Below are 24,296 nucleotides of genomic sequence, written 5' to 3' on the forward strand. Positions count from 1 at the left end.
ATAAGTCCCGGCGAGGGGCTTATCCTTGCCGGGCGTGGGGAATGAGCCGTGACTGAGCAGCCGGGCGAAGAACGTACAATCCGATTGGCTTCGATCGTGTCGATCGACATCGTTGGCTTTTCAACGATGTCTGAGCGCGATCAGCGCAATGCAGCGCGAAAGGTCGAAAACTTTCGTGTGCGTGTTGAGCGTGTAGCGGCCGCGAACGGCGGGCGCTTGTTCAATACTGCAGGCGATGGCTTCATGCTGGAGTTCGCCTCGGCTGGACAAGCTTTGGGTGCGATCCAGGAAATTCTCGACAAGCGCCCCAAGGGCGAGCCACAACTTCGCGTCGGCGCGCACGTCGGTGATGTGATCGTGACCGCGACGGAGGATCTGCTGGGGCACGGCGTCAATGTCGCGGCGCGCCTGCAAGAACTCGCGGAGCCGGGCACGGCGCTTGTCTCATCTGAATTCCGTTCGATGGCGCGTAACTCGCCGCAGAGCGCGTTTCAGTCGCGCGGACAAAAACCGCTCGAGAACATCGATCAACGCGTCCAGACGTTTGAGATTTTGTCGAAGCGGCAGAAATTCATGCGCGCATCGCGGCGCGTGGGCTGGATGGCGGCGGCGGCGGCGGCGCTCGGCGTGCTCGCCTACTTCAGCCCGCAGATTTATACCTTCGCGCGCGATTACATGCGCGACCATCCGCAAGCGGCGGCGGAGCAGCAATCGGCGGAAGTGCAACCTGTTGCCAGCCAGCCTGTTGAAACGCCGGCTTCACCGGTTGATACGTCGCCAACGCGCGTTGCCGGTTATACGTTTAGCGATTGCACCGGCTGCCCGGAAATGACTGTGCTCGCTGGGGGCTTGTTCGTTATGGGCTCGCCAGCCGAAGAGCCTGGGCGTGGGCGCGATGAAGGTCCGCAGCGCGAAGTCTCCGTCGCGCCATTCGCGATGGGCAAATACGAAGTGACGTTTTCGCAGTGGGACGCATGTCTCGCAGGCGGCGGCTGCAACGGTTATTCGCCGCCGGATGGCGGATGGGGCCGCGGCGATCGGCCGGTGACGGGCGTCTCATGGGAAGACGCGCAAGCTTACATCAGCTGGCTCAACGGTCAGGCCGGCGGCGATCACTATCGTTTGCCGAGCGAAGCTGAGTGGGAATACGCGGCGCGTGCCGGGCAACCCAGCGCCTACGCATTCGGCGCGCGCGTAACTGCAACGCAGGCGACGTTCCGTACGCGTCAGACGACGCCGGTCGGATCGCATGAGGGCAATGCGTTCAATCTCTACGATATGCACGGCAACGCCGGCGAACTCGTCGAGGATTGCTACGCCGCCAACTACGATCTCGCGCCCATCGATGGCGTTGCGGTGCAGGCCGATGATTGCCGCCGCCGTGTCTATCGCGGTGGCAGCTACAACGACCAAGCGCCGGTTCTCCGCGCCGCGGCTCGCCGCTCGACGGAAGGCAACGCGCGGACGCAAGGCATCGGCTTCCGGGTCGCGCGCTCTTTGGATTAAATCCCGTCTGGAATGTGACCTTGGGCACAGACCAGTTCGTCTGCCTCTGCTTCATGCTGCATTCAGGGAACGCACGGAAGAAGCGGGGGCAGGGAGGACATGAGCGGAACTTTCCGTCTCGCGCAGATTTCCGATACCCACGTTCGTGCCGACGACGGGGGCGTTGCCGCGGCCCATCTGAAGCGCGCCCTGGCCCAGGCCAAAGATTACGGTGCGGACCTAATCCTGCTCACTGGCGACCTCGTGAACGACGCGGGGGAAGATGAGTACGCGGTGTTGGCGGAGGCGATCGCTGACCCGCCGGCGCCGCTTTATCTCATGCCGGGCAATCACGATGACCGTGGCCTCATCCGTCGCGCCTTCCCGCAGCACCTTTATCTGTCGCACGAAGGACCGCTGCACTTTGCGATCGAGCATTTCCCGGTGCGCATCATTGCGCTGGACGACATTGTTCCCGGCGAAACTCACGGATTGCTGCGCCGATCTGGCCTGGAATGGCTAGAATCCATGCTCTCAGCGGAGCGTGGGCGGCCGACGATGGTGGCGCTCCACCATCCGCCGTTCCTGACCCATGATCTGTTGTTCGACAAAATCGGCTTGCTGGACGGCGAGGCGTTCGCGGACGTCATCTCCCGGCACCGTCAGGTGCTGCGCGTGATCTGCGGCCACCACCATCGGGTGGCGTTCGGCCAATCGGCGCATGCGCCGGTGATCGTCGCGCCGTCGACGTCGTGGACCTACGGCCTGGCTTTGAATGAGGGCCAGCAGATTGCGCCGATCACGGCGGAACCTTCAGGCTGGATGCTTCATGCCTGGACCCCGGCAGGCGGCTTCGCCAGTCATTTCATGGGACTTTGATTGGCCGTCCGATCTGCGCCTCGACGTTTCTGAGTAATTTTTTATCGCGGTGAGGGAACGGACGTACGGCCCAAGGGTTCTTCCCACGGCGCCGACCTACTCCCCCCGCCCAGGCGCCACCGCAGCACGGGCCGGATCGATAGATCCGGCCCACCTGCGTTTCAGATTCCGAAAATCAAAGCTTCAATCGTTAACGCACGTGCAAGTGCGTTGGCGCAGTGCGTGCGCAAACACGCAGTCAAGCCAGAGTCTTCTAAACGGTACAAAACTTCATGTTGGGATTCAGCTTAGAGTTTATTGACCGTTTTGCGAAAGGCGCGCCGTATTTCGCCGCGATAAGAAACCGCAAAAGCGGCGAGCGGCAACGGGGAAAGATGCACGGATGGCACTTGAGAGACCGCCCAAAATCAATGAAAGCGCGACTTCAGAAGGCGCGCAACAACCAGTGGCAGATCAACAACAGGCAACTCAGTCAGAGGTAGAGGAGAAGGCGCCGAACAAAGCAAAAAACACCGCGCGAAAACAGCGGCGAGCGCAGCTGGAGGTAGAGGGCCAAGCTCAGTCGCTCGATGAAACGCCGGATGAAGAACTGGCAGCGGAGGCAGTCGTGCGGAAAAGAAGAGTTGCGTCGGAATTCAACCTGATCGCGAGCGATGACGTGATGGAAGTCGTTGGCGCGCGTTCAGCGACGTACATCATGGCCGTCATCAACGCCGCAAAGCGGAGGATGCATTACGCCGAGGCGTTGCTTTCCGGTGATGTCGAGCTGGTGCGCATCGCGGGTATCAATGCGGATTTCGATGCGTGGTGGACACCGTTTAAGGTCGGCGACTTGTGGTTCGTCCTCGAATATCGCGACACATATATTCGCGAGTACAAGTTGGAGCAGGCGGTTGGCCCCGCCCCGGGTAATATCGGGCCGCCACCGATGACACGCCGCCAGCCTGGCGCTCCGCCGGCTCACATTGGTCCACGTCCGCGCGTTCGGCGTCCACGAAATCAGCCAAAGGGTGCACGCGCCGTGAAGGGCGCGCCGCAGCCGGCGCCGAAGACGAAGAAATCAAAGGGAACCAGTTCGGATCGCATACTTAACAACTTGTACAACAAGCTGAGATGGCAGTTTCTAGTGCGGCGAAGTGAGATGGAGCAGGAACTCTCGCATAGATGGCTCCAAATTCGGCCACGTTTGCTTCGCACGCTCGTTGAGATGAGACGCACGGAACGCTCTTGCGGTAACGCGCTGCGTAAAATGCGTGACGATGCTGCGACGTTTGCACAAAAGCAGCGACAATTGGCTCTATTAGCCCTTGGGGCTAACGCACTATTTACCGGCGCCAGACAGCGTGCCTCTCATACGTTCGGTCCAGCCGGTCGCTTAGAGCCAAGATGCACGGGCCATAACACGGGCCTCAAAATCTTGATCTACTCGTGGATATGGGACGAGCACGCGCCCGTCGATTGGAGCCAGAATCTTTTTGGCGTCGACTGGACGAGCAACATATTCGGCGAGCCGCCGGAAAAAGAGCAGGCGTTCACATGAGATCAGTCCGAGAGCATCGCAAGAAGGCGGCTAGCCGCGTGCGTAAGCCGAAAGGACCGCCCGTTCTCTCCACATCGGAGGCGCGCGCCAATTTTGCGGAAGCTCTCGAGACCGCTCAAGTGGACAATGCCGTGATTGGGTTCGACCGTTACGGTCGAACCGTCGCGGCGCTTGTTCCGGTAGAGGCGATCTACATGCTTGCCGGCTTGGGCAAGCTTGTAGACGCCGTCACGCGCAAGGAAATCGAAGAAGGCGCGAGGGCGTTTGCCAACAACGTGCCGTATCGCTCGATGTCGCCGGAGCATATCGCGGCTGCTGTTAAGGAAAAACCGCGCGGACCGAGGAAGGTTCGCTCAACCAAGCCGGCGGCCAAGGCGACGGCCACGCGCCGTTCTACCGGCAACCGCAAGAGCGGCAGCTAGCATTTTTCCCGCGCATTGCCGAAGCGCCGCGCTATAAGCGCGCGCGAAGGAGCTTTGCGTATGAAGACTAGAGCGGCGGTTGCATTCGAGGCCAAAAAACCTCTGGAGATCGTTGAAGTCGATCTGGAAGGCCCAAAGGCGGGCGAGGTCCTGGTCGAGATCAAAGCAACCGGCGTCTGCCACACCGATTCCTACACGCTTGATGGCTTCGATAGCGAAGCGGCGTGGCCGTGCATCCTAGGCCATGAGGGCGCAGGCATCGTGCGCGAGGTTGGCGCGGGCGTGACTAGTGTCGCCGTCGGCGATCACGTCATTCCACTTTACACGCCAGAATGTCGTCAGTGCAAAAGCTGCCTCTCACGCAAAACCAATCTCTGCACCGCAATCCGCGCGACGCAGGGCAAAGGCTTGATGCCGGACAGCACCTCGCGCTTCTCCTACAAAGGAAAGCCGGTGCTGCATTATATGGGCTGCAGTACTTTCGCCAATCACACCGTCTTGCCGGAGATCGCGGTCGCGAAGATCCGCAAGGACGCGCCGTTCGAGAGCGCTTGTTATGTCGGTTGCGGCGTGACCACCGGTGTTGGCGCCGTGATCAACACTGCGAAGGTGGAGGCCGGCGCCAATTGCATCGTGTTCGGTCTCGGCGGCATTGGCCTCAACGTCATCCAAGGGTTGAAGCTCGTCGGCGCCAACATGATCGTTGGCGTCGACATCAACCCGGATCGTGAGGCTTGCGGCAAGAAGTTCGGGATGACGCACTTCGTCAATCCGAAGTCGGTAAGTGGTGATCTCGTCGCGCACCTCGTTGAGCTGACCGGTGGCGGCGCCGATTACACGTTCGACGCGACCGGCAACACCACGGTCATGCGCCAGGCGCTCGAGGCGTGCCATCGCGGCTGGGGCGAGAGCATCATTATCGGCGTCGCCGAATCCGGGAAGGAAATCGCAACGCGGCCGTTCCAATTGGTCACAGGCCGGGTTTGGAAGGGCACGGCTTTTGGCGGCGCGCGCGGCCGCACCGACGTGCCGAAGATCATCGATTGGTACATGGACAAGAAGATCCAGATCGACCCGATGATCACGCACACGCTGCCGCTTGAGCGCATCAACGAAGCGTTCGATCTGATGCACAAAGGCGAGAGCATTCGCAGCGTGATCGTTTTTTGAGGCGCGCGTGATGACTGAGTGGAAACTTCCCTGGAACGCATCGTGCCTCTGCGGCCGCGTGCAAATGCGTATCACCGCGCCTCCGGTGATCTCGATGGGGTGCTCACCAGCGGCGCGTATTCGTTGAGCCTGATGCTGCAAACCAACGGCTTTGAGGTTGAGGGCGAATTGCACCGCGAAGAGAGCGTACATCACCATTGCGCGTACTGTTTGAACTGGGTCTACACGACCAGCCCGAATTTGACGGCGATGGGTTTTCTCAATTTCCGTCCGACTATGCTTGAGGATGCGAGCTGGGTCGTACCGTTCATTGAATCCCAAACGGCCGAGAAGCTGCCGGGTGCGGAGACCGGCGCAAAACATAGCTTCGAGCGCTGGCCAACGCCGGTTGATTACGGCCCCCTGATGCAGGAATACGCCCAGGAAGGCGCGCGCCCGCGTTGACGGTCGCAATTGTGCCATGGAGCGTTGCTTGAGAGCGTCTGCCCGGGATAGGAGGGGCTCGGCGGTGGGACGCTGAGGCCCAGATGGGCAGAGGGTGACAAATGATCCGTTCCTTGGCGATGGCGTGCGCGCTTGTGTGTCTGTCTGCGCCTGCGTTGGCGCAGCAACAGCAGCCCGTGGTTGAGAGCTGCGGCGTGTTTCAAATTACCGACGCCGAGCACGTGTCTTACATCCCAATTCCGGGTTTCTCGATCCTGCTGGGCACGCCGCCATTTTCGGCGCCTCCCGGTTCAGTTCACGCCGTGGTGTGTGACCGGACTTCTATCTTTCTCGGTCCGAACGATCACCGCGTGATCACCGATATCGGCGTGCCGTTGTTCATTCGCAGCGGCGGCCGCATCGCCGTGCTCGAAATCGCGGACCGCCAGTTGCGCTTGCGCTTCACACAAGGCCAGCCGACTCCGCAGGAACAAGCCGCGATTGGTCCGGCGATTGAAGGCGCGCTTGCCGACATTGATCGTCTGCCGCCGCGCCAAAGCACGCCGTAATGCAGATTGCGAAGACGCATCGCGTCTCGGGTGGCGAACTCGCGTACGCGTCGCACCAAAGCGCTGCCACCGGAACCGAAATGCGGCTCTCGGTCTTCGCGCCACCGGGCGCGGGACCGTTTCCGTATCTAATCTGGCTTTCCGGCCTGACTTGTACGGAAGACAATTTCACCAGCAAGGCCGGCGCTTACGCTGCAGCAGCGCGCCTTGGCGTGGCGATCGTTGCGCCGGATACTTCGCCTCGCGGTGAGGCTGTTGCCGACGATCCGGCGTACGATCTGGGGCAAGGCGCCGGCTTCTATATCGACGCTACGCAGAAGCCCTGGGCGTCGCACTTCCAAATGGAGAGTTACATCACGCGCGATTTGATCGCGGCGGTGGAGGCAGCGTTTCCGCTGGCGCCACGGCGTTCGATGTTCGGCCATTCAATGGGTGGCCACGGCGCGCTGACGTTGGCGATGAAACATCCGCAACTCTTCAAAAGTGCGTCTGCGTTTTCGCCAATCGCTTCGCCGACGCGCTGCCCCTGGGGTGAAAAGGCGTTCGGCGCGTATCTGGGTTCAGAGCGCGAATCTTGGCGCGCGCATGATGCCGCATTGCTGATCGAGGCAGGTAAAGCTGCTTCATTCGACGACATCCTGATTGATCAGGGTACGGCCGATCAATTTTTGGTCGACCAACTGAAGCCTGAATTGTTGGAAGAGGCGGCGCGCAAAGCGCATCAGAAACTCACACTGCGCCGTCAGGAAGGATACGATCACTCGTACTTCTTTATTGCGACGTTCGTCTCCGAACACGTCGCCTTTCACGCCGCGCGCTTGGCGTAACCGTAACGAGATCGCCTGGGCCAGGCGCCGGGCGGCTGCGCCGGACCAGCCAGGTGGCGACAGCGGCTGTGGCGCCGAGACCCAGGAACGACCCGATGCGCACCAGCGTGGAGAGCCGCGCTGTGTCGAGCGCCAAAACTTTGACGATCGTCACCGCGAACAGCGCCAATCCGATCCAGCGCAGCACCGGATCGTTGATCCGTGTGCCGGCTATCAGCGAAGCGGCCGCTAGGATCGCCCACACGCCTGAATAGGCCCAAAGCTCGAACTCGCCAGCGCTTGCGGTTGCAATTGAATCACGGTGGTAGAGCCAGCGCACGATCAATGTAACAGCGACGAAGATGTGCGCGGCGTAGGCGATCGTCGCCGCCGGCACCATCCATTTCATCCCACGCACGTGCGGCACGTCAGGCGCGACATAGCTTAGCGTCGCCGCGCCAAGATAGGCAGCGATGGCGATCACTGCACCGAATGGCGTTGAGAGCTGTGCCGGAAGCACGCCCCACCATGGATTGTAGAGGACCCAAAGCCCGAGCCCTGCGAAGGCAAGCGCCGGCCAGATTGCAGCGGACCAAATGGCTTGAAGATCGAAGAGATATTGGCGTGTCGTCTCGCGGCCCGGCGCCATCCGTGTGAGCTGAGCGGCGGCGATGACCAAAATGAGCGGCCACAAAGCGTGAGCGATGCCTTCGAGGGCGTAGGGCGCGTCACCATTGTCCATGTAGCCACGATGATGCAACCAACCTATGGCGCAGTGCCCGAAGCTCCAGGTGAACAAAACGGCGGCGCAAGCGGCGGCGAAGCGCGCGGTGTCGGTTTGCTCGGAAACCGAAAGCGCACGCCCGAGAGCGAGCGCCAGAAGTCCGGCGACGGCTTGCGCCAGGACGGCAAGCATCGTGGAAAAGGCGTTGCTGGCGTCACTGTCCTGCGCGCCCCAGATCGGGTGCTGCGCCGCCAACAGGATGAAGGCCGAGGCGCCAATTGCCGCCCAGCTTACCGAGCGCATTGAGTGCATCAGGTCTTCGGTGAACGGGCGGATCAATGTCCGGCGCGCACGCATGCGCGCGACGACAGCAACCATGAGCGCAAACGCCAGAAACGCTATGGCGTAGCACGCGCTTTCGAAGAGGCCGGTCTCTGGGCTCGCCATCTCAGCGTCATGGAATGCGTGACGGACCTCCATGATCAGCCAGATCAGCGCCAGAACGCCGCCTGCAACCGCGTATATACGTCCGAACGTCCGCTGCCGGATATAGAGTCGATTGGCGGCGGCGAAGGCCAACGCGGCGGGCGCTGCGAACGCAACCGCGAGCGTGTTGAAGGTCGGCGCGCCATTGATAACGCCATGACCGGGGCCGCCCCACCATGGATTGAGGCCAAGCCCCGCGACAACGAGAGCGTAGGTGATCCCAAGCGCGAGCAACACATGGCCGCGCCACGCGCCGATGAGACCAGGCGTTTCATGAACGCGGGGCAGCAGCGTGAGACCAGCCGCCATCAAGGCCAGCACACGCAGCGATGCTTCTGTGAAGTCGTCGAGCGCGACGCCGATCTTGCCCTCAGCAATCCAGCTCAGTGCAACGAAGACGCCGGCCAGTACCACAATAACGGACGCCGCGCTGAGCCCCTCGGCGATTGAGATGTTCGTTGCGCCGCGGCGGATGATCGTGGACGCACTAAAGAGAAACACAGCCACTGTCGCGAAGATCAGCAAGCCACCCCAGATAGGGAACGTTCCATCGAGCGTCGGACCGATCAGTGCGGGCGAGAGCGCCTGTGCGATCGAAAGAGCGCCGGCGCTAAGTGTCGCCCAACCGGCAACACGCCAGCCGCGCCAAACAAAGCCGATGGAAAAGAATAACGCCGCCGCGGCGTGACCGAGCGTGCGAAACTCCGGACCGAACGCAGATTCGACGCCGAGCAGAACGAGTGCTGCGCTTGCGCCAGCCCACCACGTGACGCCCGTATTCGTTTTGCGATCTTGCGCGGTTCGTTCAGCGTACCAGGCCGCTACGTATGTCAGCACGGCGCCGGCAAACAACGGCGCCCAGGCTGCCGGCGAATGCCAATCGGTGCGTGACGTTGCGACGATCACCGTCAACAATGCGACGCCAGCGGCGCCCGCCGCTGCAATGAGCGCGCGGCCGGTGCGATGTGGGTTGGCGTAGAGTGCGCACAGAAAGATGCTGAATGCCGCAACGAGCACTGTTGGATAAAAGCCAAGTCCGAGGTCGCCATAGAAGAAGCGCGCGCGCAGATAGGCCATGAAGCCAATGACGACCGCGCCGATCGCGATCACAAGGCCCGCCGGCGCGATCTTGCGTTCACGCACGCCATAGCTCGCGAGTGCGACGTGGAAGATGCTGATCAGCGCAGGGCCCGCGAGCGCGCCTGCTGGCGTCGGCGCCACGACCAACCAAGCCCAGATCAGCAGCGCGCTGGAGACGCTGACAGCAATGCTTGGGCCGACGTCGCGCACTGCCGACCAAGTGAGATTGGCCTTGGCTTCATCCGCCGCCGCTGCGCGGAAGGCGGTCAGCAGCCCACCTAAGCTTGCGAGGCTGATCAGCGCGAGGGCGCGGCGCACGTCATCGGTGGCGATAGCAGCGAAGAACCAAAAGTAGAGGCCGCCAATAGTGACGAGCGCGACCCAAGACCAGCGCCGCAAGATGGCGAGTGAAAATCCGCCGCCGCTGACCAACGCGACATAGATCGTAAGCGCCCAAGACGGCCAAAGGTTTGCGCTGGCGAGCGCCGGCGCCAACAGTGCAAGCGCGATTGCTAAAACGCCCAACGCTTGACCATGAAGAAAGGAAAGCCCGATGAGTGCGAGCGTGCTGAGGGTAAGAAACGCGACTGCGGTAGGCCAATCGACAAAGTGATAGATGCCGTGCGCGGCCCAGGTCGTTGCGTAGAGAACGACAATCGCGGCGCCGGCGAGCAGCGCTGAGATCAGTGGATGGCCGGGCGGACGGTTGATGCCATCGCGGCGTGTCCATTGACTGGCGCTGAGCATGATCGCGCCGAGAACCAATGCGAGCGAGAGTCGAACCGGCGGTGTGAACCACGCCGACTTCGTCGCTTCCGACACACCCCAAATTGCGGCCATTGCCAGGATGATGCCCGAGGCCCAGGCGAGTCCACTTTCGGCCAGCCATTGATCGAGGCGCCGCTTAGGCGCTGCAGGTTCGCTTTGTGTGGGCGCTGGTGGCGTAACCTCAGTCAGCAGGAGCGGCGAGTGCATGCGCGGACGATCCGCGGCAGGTGGCGCGGGGGGCGGAGCGGCTAGGGTCTCTTCAAGATCGTTCGATGCGTCGGGGATCGGCGTGTCGAGGATAAGCACATCGGTCGGCACGACCTCTGTGAGCAGCAATTCTTCTTGTTGTGGCGCCGGCGCGGGGCTGGGGGCTTCGGCTGGCTTAGTGATGTGACGCGCAGAAAAAAGCTGCATTTCGAGCTCAGCCACGCGGCGCGTCAAAGCATCGATGCGCTGCGCTTGCAGCCACACCCATATGCCCAACGGCAAGAAGGCCAATACCCACAGTTCCAAAGCGCGCCGCCCTTCGCGTATAGCTGCCGACGATCACGCCAGCCGAAGGCTGACGCAACTGTTTGCGTCGCGAACGCGCGCCGCTTCCCCGGCAAAGGGAGTTTGCAGGCATCGCCACGACGTGCTCAAACCCGCTCATGCAATTTACCTTCGCCGCGCCTCCACAGCCATCCGTTGCAATTGCCGGAAGCGACGTACGCTTTCCGGTGCGCCGCATTTTCTGCGTGGGGAGAAACTATGCGGACCACGTACGAGAAATGGGGAATGATCCCAAAAGCGAACCACCCTTGTTCTTTTCGAAGCCGGCCGACGCGGTGGTCGAAAGCGGTAACGCGATCCCTTATCCATCGCACACGTCGAACTTCCATCACGAGGTGGAGCTGGTCATCGCGATCGGCGCCGGCGGCTCGAACATCGTCGTGGCAGACGCGATTAACTATGTCTGGGGCTATGGCGTTGGCGTCGACCTCACGCGTCGTGATCGCCAAGCTGAAGCCAAGAAGGCCGGCGCGCCGTGGGATACCGCGAAGGGTTTTGATCGCTCGGCGCCTATCAGCGCGCTCACGCCGATAGCCTCGTGCGGCGATGTGACAAACGCCCGGATCTGGATCAAAGTGAATGGCGAGACGCGTCAGGATGCGAATACGCACGATATGATCTGGAGCATTCCCGAGATTATCGCGGCGCTCTCGCAATGGTGGGATCTGCGGCCTGGCGACCTCATCTTCACAGGCTCGCCCTCTGGCGTGGCGCCGCTCAATCCTGGAGACACGATCGAGTGCGGCGTCGATGGCTTGGCGCCGCTGCGCTTCTCAATCAGCCGCTAAGCTTCGAGCGCAAGCAGCGCAAACGTCGCCAGCCAGTGCTCACCCATGTAGTCGCCGGCAACGTGCGGTAAGCTCGCGTTAATGTGCCGTGCGGCCGCTTCGTTTGCGCGTCGCGTTGCGGGATGGTCTTTGCCCAGCGCGCTTGCAATCGAGCGCCAGCACCATGCGCGCGAAAAATTTAATCCGTCGAGGTGAGCGATCTTGCCGTCGGTGCGATCGCTAACGCGTGCCGGCGTGAACAGCGAAGCTGGCTGCTGTTCAGTGGCACGCGGCAGGAAGTTCTCGAACCAGGTGCGGAACGCCGCCGGCGCCGTGAAGCGGCGCATACACTCGGCTTCCATCAAAGTGGGTGAAAGAAAATCATCCTGGCTTGGCTCCCAAGCCTGCGCCAACTGATCCGCGCCGAACCAGGCGAAGACTTTGTCGCGCATCAGCGCAAAGAGTTCAGGGTCGGCGGGCTCAGCGTAATCTGCCGCGAGTCGAAGCGCGAACGCAGTGGAAGAGTGGACGCCGGTGCGGATCGGGTAGTCGCTGAGCGGCAGATAGGCGCGAAATCGATCTGCGAATGCATCGGCGAGCGGGCGTAGCGTGCGCGCCGCTTGCATACCCGCTTCGCTGGCGTGTTGTTCAAGCTCCGCCTGTAGCGCCAACAGCCAACCCCAACCGTATGGGCGCTCGAAGCCGCGCGCTTCTGGGCGGCGCAAGTACACGCACTCGCCTTCGACGTTTGACGCTGTGATACGTTCCGCGAAAAGTGACTTGATCTCGGTGGCCTGCTTTAGCTCGGGGTAGCGGCGCATCAGGCGCGCCAACAGCCAATAACCGTGGACGCACGAATGCCAGTCGTAGCTGCCGAAGAAAATCGGGTGCGCTTGCCGTGGTCCAACGACGTCCGCAGCGCTCCCCATCACATGCTGCATGATGTTTGGGTATTCGCGGCTAACGTGTGCAAGCGCGAGCCCCGCGAACTTCTCGGCGATGTCTTTGGTCAGTTTGGTCATGTTGGGAACGCGAGCAGACGCATAAGAACAATGTTGGCGATGAGAAGGGGGATCGCGGTCGGGATTTGCGCGCGAATGACGCCGTTGAGCGCCGCCTTGCGATCGGGCAGTTCAAGCAGATTGGCTGGTACGACGTTGAAGTTCGCCGCCATCGGCGTCATCAGCGTGCCGCAAAATCCGGCGAGCATGCCAATGGCGCAAACGCGCGCAGGATCGCCGCCAAGCTGCATGACGACGAAGGGCAGCCCTACTGCGGCCGTCATCACTGGGAACGCCGCAAAGGCGTTGCCCATAATGATTGTGAACAGCGCCATGCCGATGCAATAGGCCGCGACGGCCATGGTGCGTGTATCGAGCGGAATGTATTGGGCGAAGATCGCGCCAACTTGTTCACCGACGCCGGCAAAGAGAAATACCGCGCCGAGTGACGCCAACATTTGAGGCAAGATCGCCGCCCAACCCACGGCGTCGAGCAATCGTCGCGCCTCCTGAAGGGGGGCGGCGATGGGCAGACGCAGCCACACCATCACGACCGTCACGGCAATCAATGTCGCGAGGATGAGTGAGATCAGTGTCGCTTGCGCGGGATCGATGAGGTGCGGCCCCCAATCGGTTTGCTTGGCGATCAAGGTGCCGCCAAGCGCAACCGCCGGAATGATAAGCGCCGGCAGAAATAGAAGGTTACCACGCTTCAGCGCGCTTTCGCGGCGTTGCTCCGGCGTTGTCGTCGCGGGCTTGCCTTGGCCCATGCCGATTGTTGCGACGACGACGAGCCCAAGCGCCAGCAAGCCGTTGCCGAGATCGCCAAGATAAGCGCCGCCGAGAAAGCTCGTCGCCAACATGCCCCAGAACATAAAGTTCAAGACGCGCCGGGGATTGGCGCTATCGACCACTGAGAGCAGCGCGATCGCGCCAAAGAAAACGCCGACAAGAATGTAGATGTGCGCCAGCGTGATCATCGCGCCGCCTCCGCCTTCTTCGGCGCCTGCAACTTGCGCTTTAAATGCGCGTCGAGCAGCCAAAGCCGTAAGGAATGGATGAGCAGCGCCGCGATCGCCGTAGGAATTGCCCAGATCGAAAGTTGCAATGGCTCAACGATGATGCCGTTCTGTTCCAGAATGCTTTTGATCAGGAGGATTGAGGCGATGGCGATGAAGATGTCCTCGCCGAAGAAGAGTCCGATATTGTCGGCGGCTGCGGCGTGCGAGCGAATGAGGTAGCGCTCGCGATCTGGCAGCGGGCCGAATTTGGCCTCGGCGGCCCCTTCGGCCATCGGCGCAACAAGCGGGCGCACCATTTGCGGGTGACCGCCGAGTGACGTCAGGCCGAGGGCGGACGCGCTTTGGCGAATGAGGAAATAAACCCAAAGCACGCGGCCAACTGTTGCAGCCTGCACGTTTGCGATGAGCATGCGGGCGCGCTCCTGCAGGCCCGCTCGCTCCAGCAATCCGATCGCGAGCAACACGAACCACACCATGCTGACATAGCGGTTGTCGTTGAAGGCTTTGCCGAAGGCGGCGAGGGTCGTCAGCGCCGCTTGGTAGATGATCTGAAAATCGGCCTCTGGCGTCCACGCTGCGGCAAGGCCGGTTGTAAGCGCGGCTGCCATCACAACCAGCAACGGGTTCGCGCGCAGGACGAAGCCGAGCACCACGACGCCAATTCCCAGAAGTACCAGCATGCTGTCCCCGCGTTTCGTCTAAGCTTTGCCGTATCCACCGCCGCCAGGCGTTTCGATCACGAACACGTCGCCTGGCTTTACCTCAGCTTTGCCGGTCGCCGCGAGCGGCGTCACCGCGCCATCGGCGTGTTCGACGCGATTTAAGCCGGCCGCGCCGTCACCGCCGCCTCGGAGGCCGAACGGCTTGGTGTCGCGGCGGTTGGCGAGCATTGCCGCTGTCATTGGTTCGCGGAAGCGAATCCGCCGCACCGCGCCATCGCCGCCGGTGCGCGCCCCATGGCCGCCTGAGCCGCGTCGCACGCCAAAGCGCTCCACGATGACGGGAAAGCGCGTTTCCAAGACTTCAGGGTCCGTGAGCCGCGAGTTTGTCATGTGGGTTTGCACGACATTGGCTCCATCGAATGATGGGCCTGCGCCTGAACCGCCGCAAATCGTTTCATAGTATTGGCGCGTGTCGTCGCCGAAGGTGAAATTGTTCATCGTGCCTTGCGAGGCCGCCAGCGCGCCAAGAGCGCCGTAGAGCGCATCAACGACAACTTGGCTCGTCTCGACATTGCCTGCGACCACGGCGGCGCCGCGCTTTGGGTTGAGCAGCGAGCCTTCCGGGACGATGATGTCGATAGGTTTGAGGCAGCCTTCGTTCAAAGGAATGCTGTCATTCACGAGCGTTCGGAAAACGTAGAGCGTTGCGGCGCGCGTGATCGCGAGCGGGGCGTTGAAATTGCTCGTCTGCTGCACGCTCGTGCCGGTGAAATCGACGCGCACGCGACGGGTTGAAGGATCGGGGGTGATCGCCACGCGGATGGCCGCGCCGCTATCCATCTTTACTTCAAACCTGGCGGGTTGCAGCGTGTCGATGACGCGTTTGATCTGCTCTTCGGCGTTGTCCTGCACGTGGCCCATATAGGCGGTGACGCCGGCGCGCCCGTAGTGCTCGACGAGGCGACGCAGTTCATCACCGCCTCTAACGACAGCCGCGATCTGCGCTTTGAGGTCTGCGATGTTGCGGTCGATCACGCGCGCGGGGTGTGGACCGCTGGCGAACAGCTCACGCGTTTCCGGTTCGCGCAGGCGCCCGTCCTGCACCAGCAGGAAGTTTTCGATCAGCACGCCTTCGTCTTCAATGCTCATGGAATTCGGCGGCATGGAGCCGGGCGTAATGCCGCCGATGTCGGCGTGGTGGCCGCGCGCCGCAGTGAAGAACGCCGGGCGCGTTTCACCGTCCAAGATCACCGGCGCAATCACCGTAATGTCGGGCAGGTGAGTACCGCCCGCGTGCGGGGCGTTGAGCATGTAGACGTCGCCGGCGCGCATAGTGTCGCCGCGCTGCCGGATGATCTCGCGCACGCTGTCGCTCATGGATCCCAGGTGGACCGGAATGTGCGGGGCATTGGCGACGAGGCCGCCAGTCTCATCGAAGACCGCGCATGAAAAGTCCAAACGCTCTTTGATATTCACCGATGAAGCTGTGGTCTGGAGCGCCAGACCCATCTCCTCGGCCACGCCCATGAAGCGGTTGTTGAACACTTCGAGCAGGATTGGGTCGGCATCCGTGCCGAGCGCGCTGCGTGTTATTGGTAGGAAGCGAGTCAAAATGAGATCGCCGTGTTCGCTGATTCGACCTGTCCAGCCGGCGGCGATGTAGGTGGTCGCGCCGTTGTCCAAGATGATGGCGGGCCCGCGCTTTTCGAAACCGGCCGGTAGCGTCTCGCGATCAAACACCTGTGCAGTGGTCGCGGCGCCGTCCTCCAGTGCGCTCACAAGCCGGCGAGGCGCCGCTGGCGCCTGGGTTGGCAACGGCCGCGCTGCTGGGTTGGAGGCGCCGGCTTGGACGGCCTCGACCGAAAGCGAGCCCACGATGAGCGCGCGCTTGGGATCGATAAAGCCGAAGCGCTTACGGTGCTCTGTTTCAAACGCCTCGGCCATTGTCGCGGTCTCCGCGAATGGAATCGGCAATGTAGAGTCGGCGCCATCATATTTCAGATTGGCGGTGATGACCGTTCGCGCCTCGCCGTCGAGTGTTTCAGCCGTGCGCAACGCCAGCGCTTGCGCGCGGCGATTGAGATCGCGCGCTTCGGCCAACTTCTCTTCCACGGTTTCTTCCGCAACGGCGCGCACGTCGGCGAGACCAATACCCCAGGCGCTCAGCAAGCCCGCGAGCGGATGAAGCAGGATCGTCTCGACGCCAACAGCGTCCGCAACCGCACACGCATGCTGGCCGCCGGCGCCGCCGAACGCCACCAGCGCGTACTCTGCGGGGTTGTAGCCGCGCTGGATGGATATCTTCTTGATCGCTTCGGCCATGCTTTCATTGGCGATGCGCAAAAACCCCTCGGCCGCGCCCTGCGGCGATATCTGGGCGCCGCTTTTCGTTTTGATCTCGGCGCACAAGTCATCGAACTTTTTCCGCACCACGTCGCGATCAAGCGGTTGATCTGCGTTTGGGCCGAAGATCGCTGGAAAGAACTCAGCCTGCACGCGGCCCAACAACACGTTACAATCGGTGATCGTGAGTGGTCCGCCGCGGCGATAGCAAGCCGGCCCTGGGTCGGCCCCGGCACTATGCGGTCCGACGCGCAGGCGCGCGCCGTCGAAGAAGCACACAGACCCACCACCAGCGGCGACAGTGTGGACCTGCAACATTGGCGCTGAGAGCCGCACGCCGGCGACCATGGTTTCATTGGTTCGCTCGAATGCCCCAGCATAGTGCGAGACGTCGGTGGAAGTTCCGCCCATGTCGAAGCCAAGCGCATGGTCGAAGCCAGCGCGCCGTGCAGCCGCCGCCATGCCGACGACACCGCCAGCGGGCCCCGAAAGCACGGCGTCGCGGCCACGGAAATTGTCCGCGTGCGCCAAGCCGCCGTTGGATTGCATGAAAAGGAGATTGGGGGCGCCGGCGCCCAGTTGATCAGACAAGGCTTCGAAGCCGCGCTCGAAGCCGTTGATATAAGAGCGTAAAATCGGAGAGAGATAGGCGTCCGCCACCGTCGTATCGGCGCGCGGGACGAATTTGATCAGACCGCTGATTTCGGAGCTCACACTGATTTGGGTAAAGCCGATCTCGCGCGCGATCTCAGCCAGTCGTTGTTCATGTGCTGGATGCGCCCAACCGTGCAGGCAGGCGATTGCTGTGGCGCGGAAGCCATCATCGAAGGCGCGCTGCAACTGCGCACGCGCGTGCGCCTCGTCCAGCGGCGTTAAAACTTCGCCTTCTGCTGTTACCCGCTCGCGTACTTCGATGACGCGCTTCTGCAACAGATCGGGTTTCACAATATGCAGGGCGAAGATATCTGGTCGCGCCTGGGTTCCAATCTCCAGCGCGTCGCCGAAGCCATCGGTCACCACGAGCACGACGTCGGCGCCCTTGCGTTCTAGCAATGCATTGGTCGCGACCGTGGTCCCGAGCTTTACGGCTTCGATGTCGGCAAAGCTCGCGCCTTGCTCTTTGAGAATGAGTCGCATCGCCTCCAGCGCCGCATCTACATAGCGGCCTGGGTTCACCGACAGCAGTTTCTTGACCACTTGGGCGCCGCCCGGCCCACGCGCCACGACGTCAGTGAACGTGCCGCCGCGGTCGATCCAGAATTGCCAGCTCATGCGGCGGGACCATCGCTAGCTGGCGCCGTTCAATCAAGCGCTTAGCGATTGCCGCGACGCGGCGAGGCGGAGTAGGTTCGCCACTATAAGGGAGCAGGCCGCTTGAAGCCCACCAACATCGCGAACCCCGACTACTTCCATAAGGTTGTCGATTGTCAGTGGGCGTGTCCGGCTCACACGCCGGTGCCTGAATATATCCGGCTGATCGCCGCGCAGCGTTATTCCGATGCGTACATGGTCAATTGGAAGTCGAACGTGTTTCCCGGCATTCTCGGGCGCACGTGCGATCGCCCCTGCGAACCGGCGTGCCGGCGCGGTCGGGTGGAAGATGAGCCGGTTGCCATTTGCCGCCTGAAGCGCGTCGCAGCTGACAACAAGGGCGAGATCACCGATCTTCTGCCGCTTCCCGCGACCAAAAAGAACGGAAAGCGCATCGTTTGCATCGGCGCCGGCCCGGCCTCGCTCACCGTTGCGCGCGATTTGCTGCCACTGGGGTACGAGGTTCATATCTACGACGCGGAAAAGAAGGGCGGCGGTATGATCCGCACCCAGATCCCGCGTTTCCGTCTGCCCGAGAGCGTTATCGACGAAGAGGTCGACTACATCTTGCGTTACGAACCGGTCACCCACTTCGGCAAACGCGTGCACTCGCTGAAAGAGGTCCTCGCGCAGGGCTGGGACGCCGTGTTCGTCGGCACCGGCGCGCCACGCGGCCGCGATCTTGGCCTGCCGGGCCAAAAGGAAGCCGCGGCGAACATCCATATCGGCATTGATTGGCTGTCTAGCGTCTCGTTCGAGCACATCGACAAAATCGGCAAGCGCGTCATCGTCCTTGGCGGCGGCAACACGGCCATGGATTGCTGCCGCACCTCGCGCCGCCTCGGCGGCGAGGACGTGAAGGTCGTCGTGCGCTCGGGCTTCGATGAGATGAAGGCCTCGCCCTGGGAAAAAGAAGACGCCCAGCACGAAGGCATCCCGATCATCAACTTCCACAATCCGAAAGAGTTCACCCACAAGAACGGCAAGCTTACGGGCGTGACGTTCACCAAGATGCATTGGGTGGAAAAGGACGGGAAGAAGCGCCTGGAGTCGACGGGCGAGCCCGACGTGCACTTCGAGTGCGATGACGTGCTGATGGCCGTCGGCCAGGAAAACTCATTTCCGTGGATCGAGCGCGACATCGGTATGACGTTCGACAAGTGGGACATGCCGGTCGTCGACGAAGTGACGTTCCAGTCAGCAATCCCGAATGTGTTCTTCGGCGGTGACGCCGCTTTCGGACCGAAGAACATCATTTGGGCGGTTGCGCACGGTCATGACGCCGCCGTTTCGATCGATCTCTTCTGCAACGGCAAGGATGTGAAGAAGCGCCCGCCGCCCGGCGTGTCGATGATGTCCACCAAGATGGGTATCCATGAATGGGCCTATGACAACGATATCTCGCTCGACCTTCGCTATAAGGTGCCGTTGGTTGAGCCGGAAGTCGCGCTTCGCAATGTGAAGATCGAGGTCGAGAAGGGGTTTGATCCGCTGCTCGGCTACAAGGAAGCGCAGCGTTGCTTGAACTGCGACGTGCAGACTGTGTTCTCCGCACCCGCCTGCATCGAATGCGATGCCTGCGTCGATATCTGTCCGATGGACTGCATCACCTTCACCGAGAACGGAGAGGAGACCGAACTCCGCGGCCGCCTCAATGCTCCAGCGACGACGCTGACGCAGGATCTCTACGTGCAGGATGGGCTCAAGACCGGCCGTGTCATGGTCAAAGACGAAGACGTCTGCCTGCACTGTGGTCTTTGCGCTGAGCGCTGCCCGACCGGCGCCTGGGACATGCAGAACTTCTATCTCGAGATGACGCACGCAGGCTGCAATTCAGCGCCGAAACCGAAGCGTGCTCCCCAACCTGTGGGCGCCAAATGAAGCCGATTGCTGCGATCAACGATTTCGTCGTCAAATTTGCCAATGTGAACGGTTCAGGCTCGGCGAGCGCCAACGGCTTGTTCGCCAAGGTGATCTTGCGCATGGGCGTCCCGGTCGGCGCGCGCAACATCTTCCCGTCGAACATTCAAGGTTTGCCGACGTGGTACGAAGTGCGCGTCTCGGAAGCCGGTTGGCTTGGGCGTCGCGGCGGCATCGACCTCATGGTCGCGATGAATCCGCAAACCTGGGACGCCGACATCAAAAGTATCGAGCCGGGTGGTTATCTACTTTACGATTCGTCGAAGCCGCTGCCGGCTTCGAAATTTCGCGATGACATCACCATTATCGGCGCACCTCTGACCGATCTGATCGCCTCGGAGTTCACCGATCCGCGTCAGCGTCAGCTGTTCAAAAACATTTGTTATGTCGGCGTGCTGGCGCAGCTGTTGGGCTTCGAAACCGAAGTCGTGAAGCAACTTCTCACCGAAGAGTTCAAGGGCAAAGACAAGCTGATCGCGCCGAACCTCAAAGCGTTCGAACTGGGTTACACTTTCGCCAAGGACCATCTCGCGCCGATCGGCTTGAAGCTGAAGCGCGCGGATAAGGTGGGCGATCGCATCTTCGTTGAAGGCAACGACGCGGCCGCGCTCGGCGCGGTCTATGGCGGTGCAACATTCTGCGCCTGGTATCCGATCACGCCCTCGACATCGTTGGCGGAAGGCTTCCAAAAATATTGTGACAGGCTCCGCAAAGACCCTGACGGCAAGAACCGCTTCGCCATCGTTCAGGCTGAGGACGAAATCGCCTCGATCGGAATGGTCATGGGCGCCGGCTGGGCGGGTTCGCGTGCGTTCACCTGCACTTCGGGGCCTGGTATTTCGCTGATGAACGAGTTCGTCGGCTTCTCGTACTACGCCGAAATTCCAGCGGTGATCTTCGACGTTCAACGTGGCGGCCCGTCGACGGGCATGCCGACGCGGACACAGCAATCTGATCTCCTGCTCGCGGCCTACGCATCGCACGGCGACACCAAGCATCCGCTGCTCTTCCCGGCCAATCCCACCGAGGCGTTTGAATTTGGTGCGCAGGCCTTCGATCTCGCCGACTTCTTCCAGACCACGGTCTTCGTCATGCTCGAACTCGATATCGGCATGCAGGAATGGCTGACGCCGCCGTTCAAGTGGGACGCCAAGCGGCATCTCAATCGCGGCAAGGTGCTGAGCTACGAACATCTGGAGCAGGGCGTGCCGTTCGGCCGCTATCGCGATGTCGATGGCGACGCGGTGCCGTATCGCACCTTGCCTGGCACGCACCCGACCAAGGGCAGCTACTTCACGCGTGGTTCAAGCCACGACAAGGACGCGCGCTATTCGGAAAAGGGCGAAGATTACACCGAAGGTATGGAGCGCCTGCTGCGCAAATGGGAGACGATGAAATCCCACGTGCCAGCGCCGATCGTTCGCAAAGCCTCCAGGGTGACCCCCGACGGCGTGATCTACATGGGCTCCACCGATCCGGCGATGGAAGAGGCGCTGCACGCCTTGGAAGGCCACGGCATTCATCTTGACGCGATGCGCGTGCGCAGCTTCCCGTTCAGCAACGAAGTGTTCGATTTCATCAATGACCACGAGCAGGTGTTCGTGGTTGAGCAAAATCGCGATGCGCAGCTGAAGTCGCTCTTGGTCAATGAGGGCCAGATCAATCCGGCTCGGCTGGTTTCCATCCTGCACTATGACGGCACGCCGATCACGGCGCGCTTCATCATTCGCGACATCACCGAAAAGCTCAAAGGCCCGCACACGGCCCCGCTGCGGGAGAAGGCATAATGACCTACATCGCAAAGCCGCCGCTGCATCACCCGTCGCTCGAAAAGAACGCGCTGGGTTTCACACGCCGCGACTATGAAGGCCGGATCTCGACGCTCTGCGCTGGTTGCGGCCATGACTCGATCAGCGCCTCGATCATTCAAGCCTGTTACGAGATCGATCTCGCGCCGCATCGGCTTGCGAAATTCTCCGGCATTGGCTGCTCGTCGAAGACGCCGGATTATTTCGTCAGCCCCGCGCACGGCTTCAACGCCGTCCATGGCCGCATGCCGTCCGTCTTGACTGGCGCCAATATCGCCGCGCGCGATCTGATTTATCTCGGCGTCTCGGGTGACGGCGACAGCGCTTCGATCGGTCTTGGCCAATTCTGTCACGCCGTCCGCCGCGGTGTAAACATGACCTATATTTGCGAAAACAACGGTGTCTATGGCCTCACCAAAGGCCAATTCTCAGCCACCTCCGACAAAGGCTCGAAGGCCAAGAAGGGCGCGGAGAACAAGGATAGCGCCATCGATCTCGTCATGCTCTCGCTGCAGCTCGGCGCCACCTATGTCGGCCGCAGTTTCTCGGGAGATAAGAACCAGCTCGTCCCGCTGATCAAGGGCGCTCTCTCGCACAAGGGCACGTCGTTCATCGACGTCATCAGCCCGTGCGTGGCGTTCAACAACCACGTCGGCTCCACCAAGAGCTTCGACTACGTGCGCGAGCACAACGAAGCCGTGAATCGCATGGACGTCATCACCCCGCGCGCGCCGATCAAAGCGGACTACAAGCCAGGCGAACTCAAGGAAGTCCGCCAGCACGACGGCTCGATTTTGCGCCTCCGCAAGATCGAAGACGATTACGACGCAACCGACCGCAACGAAGCCTTCGGCTATCTCGCGCGCAAAGCCGCGATGGGTGAGATCGTGACGGGTCTGCTCTACGTCGATCCAGAAGCCGGCGATCTGCACGACTCAATGGGCACGGTGGCTACGCCGCTGAACAAGCTCCCGGACGCGGATCTCATTCCGAGTGTGGCGGACCTGGAAAAGATCAACGCGAGCTTGCGCTAGGATTTTGAAAAGGCTGGAGCATGACTCCATTCCTAACCGTCATGATGCTCTTGGCGGTGGCACTTGGATTGTCAGTTCCCCTCGTGTTGTTCGGCTTGCACTTTCCGCCACGAATGGATGTGCGCGACGACGATCCTGAGGCCGATAGCCGCCCACTAGTTGGCTGGCCGCCGACCGCAGAAGATCGCTCGCACATGAAGCGGCTAGCTTGGGTGCTGCTCGCGCTCGCGGCTACCTTTGCGCTTCTGCTTCTAGCTCTGTGGCTGACGTTTAGGTTCGCGTAGTCAGATCACCCAAACCGCTCAATCCGAAACGGCGCAATATCAACCGCTGGCGCCCTATCCGCCGCAATCGCCGCGATGATTTCCGCCGTGATCGGCGCTTCCGTCAGCCCCAAATGCGCGTGTCCGAACGCGTAGAGCACCTTCGGAGCGCGCTCTAAGCGACCGATCGCCGGCATGAAATCGGGCAGGGAAGGCCGCGAGCCGAACCAGCGATCTGGGTTCGCTTCGAACTTGATGCCAAGCTCCTCGATCCGCGCCTTGAGGCGCCGCCACTTGCGTTCGTCGCCCGGCGCATCCGGCGAGCCAAACTCCACGAAACTCGTGCAGCGCAAGCCGCTGGTGAATCGCGACACGGCGATGAAGTTTTCCTCGAACACCGTCGTCGGCAAATCGTGCGGCCAATTCGTTTCCGCGCTCTGCAAATGATAGCCGCGCTCGCCAATCAAGGGCGCAGGCACGCCGATTTGCTCCATGAGCCTTCGTGACCATGGGCCAGCACACACCAGCACAGCATCGGCTTCGCGCACTGTGCCGTTCGCAAGCGTGACGCGCGCGCTGGTCTCAACACGCGTTGCGCTGCCGGTGACGATTTCGCCGCCGCGTTCGACAAACGACGCCAATATGGCCTCGCGCGCAGCTTGCGGCTCGCTGACTTGTCCGGTGCCGCTGAAGATCACCGCCGCGTGCGGTGGGTGGTTGAGCACGGCGCCGTAACGCTCCAGCTCCGCGCCCGTCATTTCGCGATAGCTGGTCGTGCGGCCCCATTTGGCGTTCGCAAACGCCGCCAAACCATCTTCCGCGCCGCGCGCGGTTGACCAAGCCGTTACGTGGCCGTGCGGGATTACGATCTCCGGCGCGCCGGCCAGTTCGGCGATCCGATGCCATGCCGGCAGAGAGTCTGCGAGCAGGGCGATCAATGCCTCACGTCCGCGCTCAAACCGCGCCGGATCACACGCGCGCAGGAATTGCATCGACCACGGCGTCCACAGCGCCACGTCGCTCCAGCGGAAGTCCAGCGGACCGCCCATGCCGAAGCTCGACTTCGGCGCGCGTAGGACATTGCCCCAAGCCGCCCACGGCGCGACCTGCTCGGAGCCGATGTGACCTGCATTGCCGTACGAGGCGCCGCGGCGCTTATCGCCGGGATCGATCAGCGTTGCCTGCACGCCGGCCGCTTGCAACCGCAACGCACACGAAGCGCCAACAAGCCCGCCGCCAATGACCAGAATCGATTTCATCG

At 61.8% G+C, this 24,296-nt stretch carries 19 protein-coding genes; 13 read left to right on the plus strand and 6 right to left on the minus strand.

Features of this window, described 5'->3' with window-relative positions:
- The first annotated feature begins 48 nt into the window (after nt 1-48).
- The 8 genes from ATE48_RS11745 (at nt 49) to fghA (ending at nt 7,315) form a co-directional block, all read left to right on the plus strand.
- A complete protein-coding gene (locus tag ATE48_RS11745; RefSeq protein ID WP_066771745.1) occupies nt 49-1,506 on the plus strand; it encodes an SUMF1/EgtB/PvdO family nonheme iron enzyme in 1,458 nt (485 codons plus the stop codon).
- Nucleotides 1,507-1,605: 99 nt separating this feature from the next.
- Entirely contained in the window at nt 1,606-2,364 is a 759-nt protein-coding gene (locus ATE48_RS11750) for a metallophosphoesterase (RefSeq protein ID WP_066771746.1), read from the plus strand.
- A gap of 607 nt (nt 2,365-2,971) precedes the next feature.
- Complete coding sequence (locus ATE48_RS11755; RefSeq protein WP_156767744.1) at nt 2,972-3,904, plus strand: hypothetical protein; 933 nt, start codon at nt 2,972-2,974, stop codon at nt 3,902-3,904.
- The gene (locus ATE48_RS11760; protein ID WP_066771748.1) at nt 3,901-4,326 is read left to right on the plus strand and encodes a hypothetical protein; all 426 of its coding nucleotides are present in this window, start codon (nt 3,901-3,903) and stop codon (nt 4,324-4,326) included. Before ATE48_RS11755 ends, ATE48_RS11760 begins: the two co-directional genes overlap by 4 nt.
- A 60-nt stretch (nt 4,327-4,386) precedes the next feature.
- Nucleotides 4,387-5,496, plus strand: a complete 1,110-nt coding sequence (locus ATE48_RS11765) for an S-(hydroxymethyl)glutathione dehydrogenase/class III alcohol dehydrogenase (protein ID WP_066771754.1) — start codon at nt 4,387-4,389, stop codon at nt 5,494-5,496.
- A gap of 18 nt (nt 5,497-5,514) precedes the next feature.
- Nucleotides 5,515-5,940: a hypothetical protein gene (locus ATE48_RS11770; protein WP_083197316.1), complete on the plus strand. Its 426-nt coding sequence runs from the start codon at nt 5,515-5,517 to the stop codon at nt 5,938-5,940.
- Between the two features lie 101 nt (nt 5,941-6,041).
- Nucleotides 6,042-6,488 carry a hypothetical protein gene (locus ATE48_RS11775; RefSeq protein ID WP_066771755.1) on the plus strand — a complete coding sequence of 149 codons (447 nt, stop codon included), beginning with the start codon at nt 6,042-6,044 and terminating at the stop codon, nt 6,486-6,488.
- Nucleotides 6,488-7,315 (plus strand): S-formylglutathione hydrolase, encoded by an 828-nt coding sequence (fghA, locus tag ATE48_RS11780; protein WP_066771756.1) that lies wholly within the window; start codon nt 6,488-6,490, stop codon nt 7,313-7,315. Before ATE48_RS11775 ends, fghA begins: the two co-directional genes overlap by 1 nt.
- Here fghA and ATE48_RS11785 read toward each other — a convergent pair.
- Entirely contained in the window at nt 7,260-10,865 is a 3,606-nt protein-coding gene (locus ATE48_RS11785) for a DUF2339 domain-containing protein (RefSeq protein WP_156767745.1), read from the minus strand. The two genes, fghA and ATE48_RS11785, sit on opposite strands and share 56 nt — an antisense overlap.
- 137 nt (nt 10,866-11,002) lie before the next feature.
- On the opposite strand from ATE48_RS11785, the gene ATE48_RS11790 reads away from it, so the two are divergent.
- Nucleotides 11,003-11,692, plus strand: a complete 690-nt coding sequence (locus ATE48_RS11790) for a fumarylacetoacetate hydrolase family protein (protein WP_066774964.1) — start codon at nt 11,003-11,005, stop codon at nt 11,690-11,692.
- On the opposite strand, the gene ATE48_RS11795 is transcribed toward ATE48_RS11790, so the two are convergent.
- Genes ATE48_RS11795 through ATE48_RS11810 form a run of 4 tightly spaced genes read right to left on the minus strand, consistent with a single transcriptional unit; the run spans nt 11,689 to nt 17,971 of the window.
- Nucleotides 11,689-12,693 (minus strand): DUF2891 domain-containing protein, encoded by a 1,005-nt coding sequence (locus ATE48_RS11795; protein ID WP_066771758.1) that lies wholly within the window; start codon nt 12,691-12,693, stop codon nt 11,689-11,691. The two genes, ATE48_RS11790 and ATE48_RS11795, sit on opposite strands and share 4 nt — an antisense overlap.
- A complete protein-coding gene (locus ATE48_RS11800; protein ID WP_066771760.1) occupies nt 12,690-13,652 on the minus strand; it encodes a DUF979 domain-containing protein in 963 nt (320 codons plus the stop codon). The genes ATE48_RS11795 and ATE48_RS11800 overlap by 4 nt, the downstream gene beginning before the upstream one ends.
- Nucleotides 13,649-14,374, minus strand: coding sequence for a DUF969 domain-containing protein (locus tag ATE48_RS11805; RefSeq protein WP_066771762.1), 726 nt, complete (start codon nt 14,372-14,374; stop codon nt 13,649-13,651). The genes ATE48_RS11800 and ATE48_RS11805 overlap by 4 nt, the downstream gene beginning before the upstream one ends.
- A gap of 18 nt (nt 14,375-14,392) precedes the next feature.
- Nucleotides 14,393-17,971 (minus strand): hydantoinase B/oxoprolinase family protein, encoded by a 3,579-nt coding sequence (locus ATE48_RS11810; protein ID WP_066771764.1) that lies wholly within the window; start codon nt 17,969-17,971, stop codon nt 14,393-14,395.
- 102 nt (nt 17,972-18,073) lie between these two features.
- Here ATE48_RS11810 and ATE48_RS11815 point away from each other — a divergent pair, with 102 nt between their 5' ends.
- From ATE48_RS11815 to ATE48_RS11830, 4 genes are read left to right on the plus strand one after another with little or no spacing between them, the layout of a single operon-like run.
- On the plus strand, nt 18,074-19,891 hold the full coding sequence (locus tag ATE48_RS11815) for an FAD-dependent oxidoreductase (protein WP_066771765.1): 1,818 nt from the start codon (nt 18,074-18,076) through the stop codon (nt 19,889-19,891).
- Entirely contained in the window at nt 19,888-21,717 is a 1,830-nt protein-coding gene (locus tag ATE48_RS11820; protein ID WP_066771766.1) for a 2-oxoacid:acceptor oxidoreductase subunit alpha, read from the plus strand. The genes ATE48_RS11815 and ATE48_RS11820 overlap by 4 nt, the downstream gene beginning before the upstream one ends.
- The gene (locus ATE48_RS11825; protein WP_066771767.1) at nt 21,717-22,772 is read left to right on the plus strand and encodes a 2-oxoacid:ferredoxin oxidoreductase subunit beta; all 1,056 of its coding nucleotides are present in this window, start codon (nt 21,717-21,719) and stop codon (nt 22,770-22,772) included. The genes ATE48_RS11820 and ATE48_RS11825 overlap by 1 nt, the downstream gene beginning before the upstream one ends.
- Nucleotides 22,773-22,792: 20 nt before the next feature.
- Entirely contained in the window at nt 22,793-23,056 is a 264-nt protein-coding gene (locus tag ATE48_RS11830; protein WP_156767746.1) for a hypothetical protein, read from the plus strand.
- Nucleotides 23,057-23,061: 5 nt separating this feature from the next.
- On the opposite strand, the gene ATE48_RS11835 is transcribed toward ATE48_RS11830, so the two are convergent.
- On the minus strand, nt 23,062-24,294 hold the full coding sequence (locus ATE48_RS11835; protein ID WP_066771770.1) for an NAD(P)/FAD-dependent oxidoreductase: 1,233 nt from the start codon (nt 24,292-24,294) through the stop codon (nt 23,062-23,064).
- Between the last annotated feature and the right edge of the window lie 2 nt (nt 24,295-24,296).

The sequence above is a fragment of the Candidatus Viadribacter manganicus genome (assembly GCF_001679665.1).
Taxonomy (GTDB): Bacteria; Pseudomonadota; Alphaproteobacteria; order Caulobacterales; family Aquidulcibacteraceae; genus Vitreimonas; species Vitreimonas manganica.

Coding starts and splice junctions, on each gene's coding strand:
- ATE48_RS11750 (WP_066771746.1), top strand. CDS start 1,606: ATGAGCGGAACTTTCCGTCTCGCGCAGATTTCCGATACCCACGTTCGT.
- ATE48_RS11760 (WP_066771748.1), top strand. CDS start 3,901: ATGAGATCAGTCCGAGAGCATCGCAAGAAGGCGGCTAGCCGCGTGCGT.
- ATE48_RS11765 (WP_066771754.1), top strand. CDS start 4,387: ATGAAGACTAGAGCGGCGGTTGCATTCGAGGCCAAAAAACCTCTGGAG.
- ATE48_RS11775 (WP_066771755.1), top strand. CDS start 6,042: ATGATCCGTTCCTTGGCGATGGCGTGCGCGCTTGTGTGTCTGTCTGCG.
- fghA (WP_066771756.1), top strand. CDS start 6,488: ATGCAGATTGCGAAGACGCATCGCGTCTCGGGTGGCGAACTCGCGTAC.
- ATE48_RS11790 (WP_066774964.1), top strand. CDS start 11,003: ATGCAATTTACCTTCGCCGCGCCTCCACAGCCATCCGTTGCAATTGCC.
- ATE48_RS11795 (WP_066771758.1), bottom strand. CDS start 12,693: ATGACCAAACTGACCAAAGACATCGCCGAGAAGTTCGCGGGGCTCGCG.
- ATE48_RS11800 (WP_066771760.1), bottom strand. CDS start 13,652: ATGATCACGCTGGCGCACATCTACATTCTTGTCGGCGTTTTCTTTGGC.
- ATE48_RS11805 (WP_066771762.1), bottom strand. CDS start 14,374: ATGCTGGTACTTCTGGGAATTGGCGTCGTGGTGCTCGGCTTCGTCCTG.
- ATE48_RS11810 (WP_066771764.1), bottom strand. CDS start 17,971: ATGAGCTGGCAATTCTGGATCGACCGCGGCGGCACGTTCACTGACGTC.
- ATE48_RS11820 (WP_066771766.1), top strand. CDS start 19,888: ATGAAGCCGATTGCTGCGATCAACGATTTCGTCGTCAAATTTGCCAAT.
- ATE48_RS11825 (WP_066771767.1), top strand. CDS start 21,717: ATGACCTACATCGCAAAGCCGCCGCTGCATCACCCGTCGCTCGAAAAG.
- ATE48_RS11830 (WP_156767746.1), top strand. CDS start 22,793: ATGACTCCATTCCTAACCGTCATGATGCTCTTGGCGGTGGCACTTGGA.
- ATE48_RS11835 (WP_066771770.1), bottom strand. CDS start 24,294: ATGAAATCGATTCTGGTCATTGGCGGCGGGCTTGTTGGCGCTTCGTGT.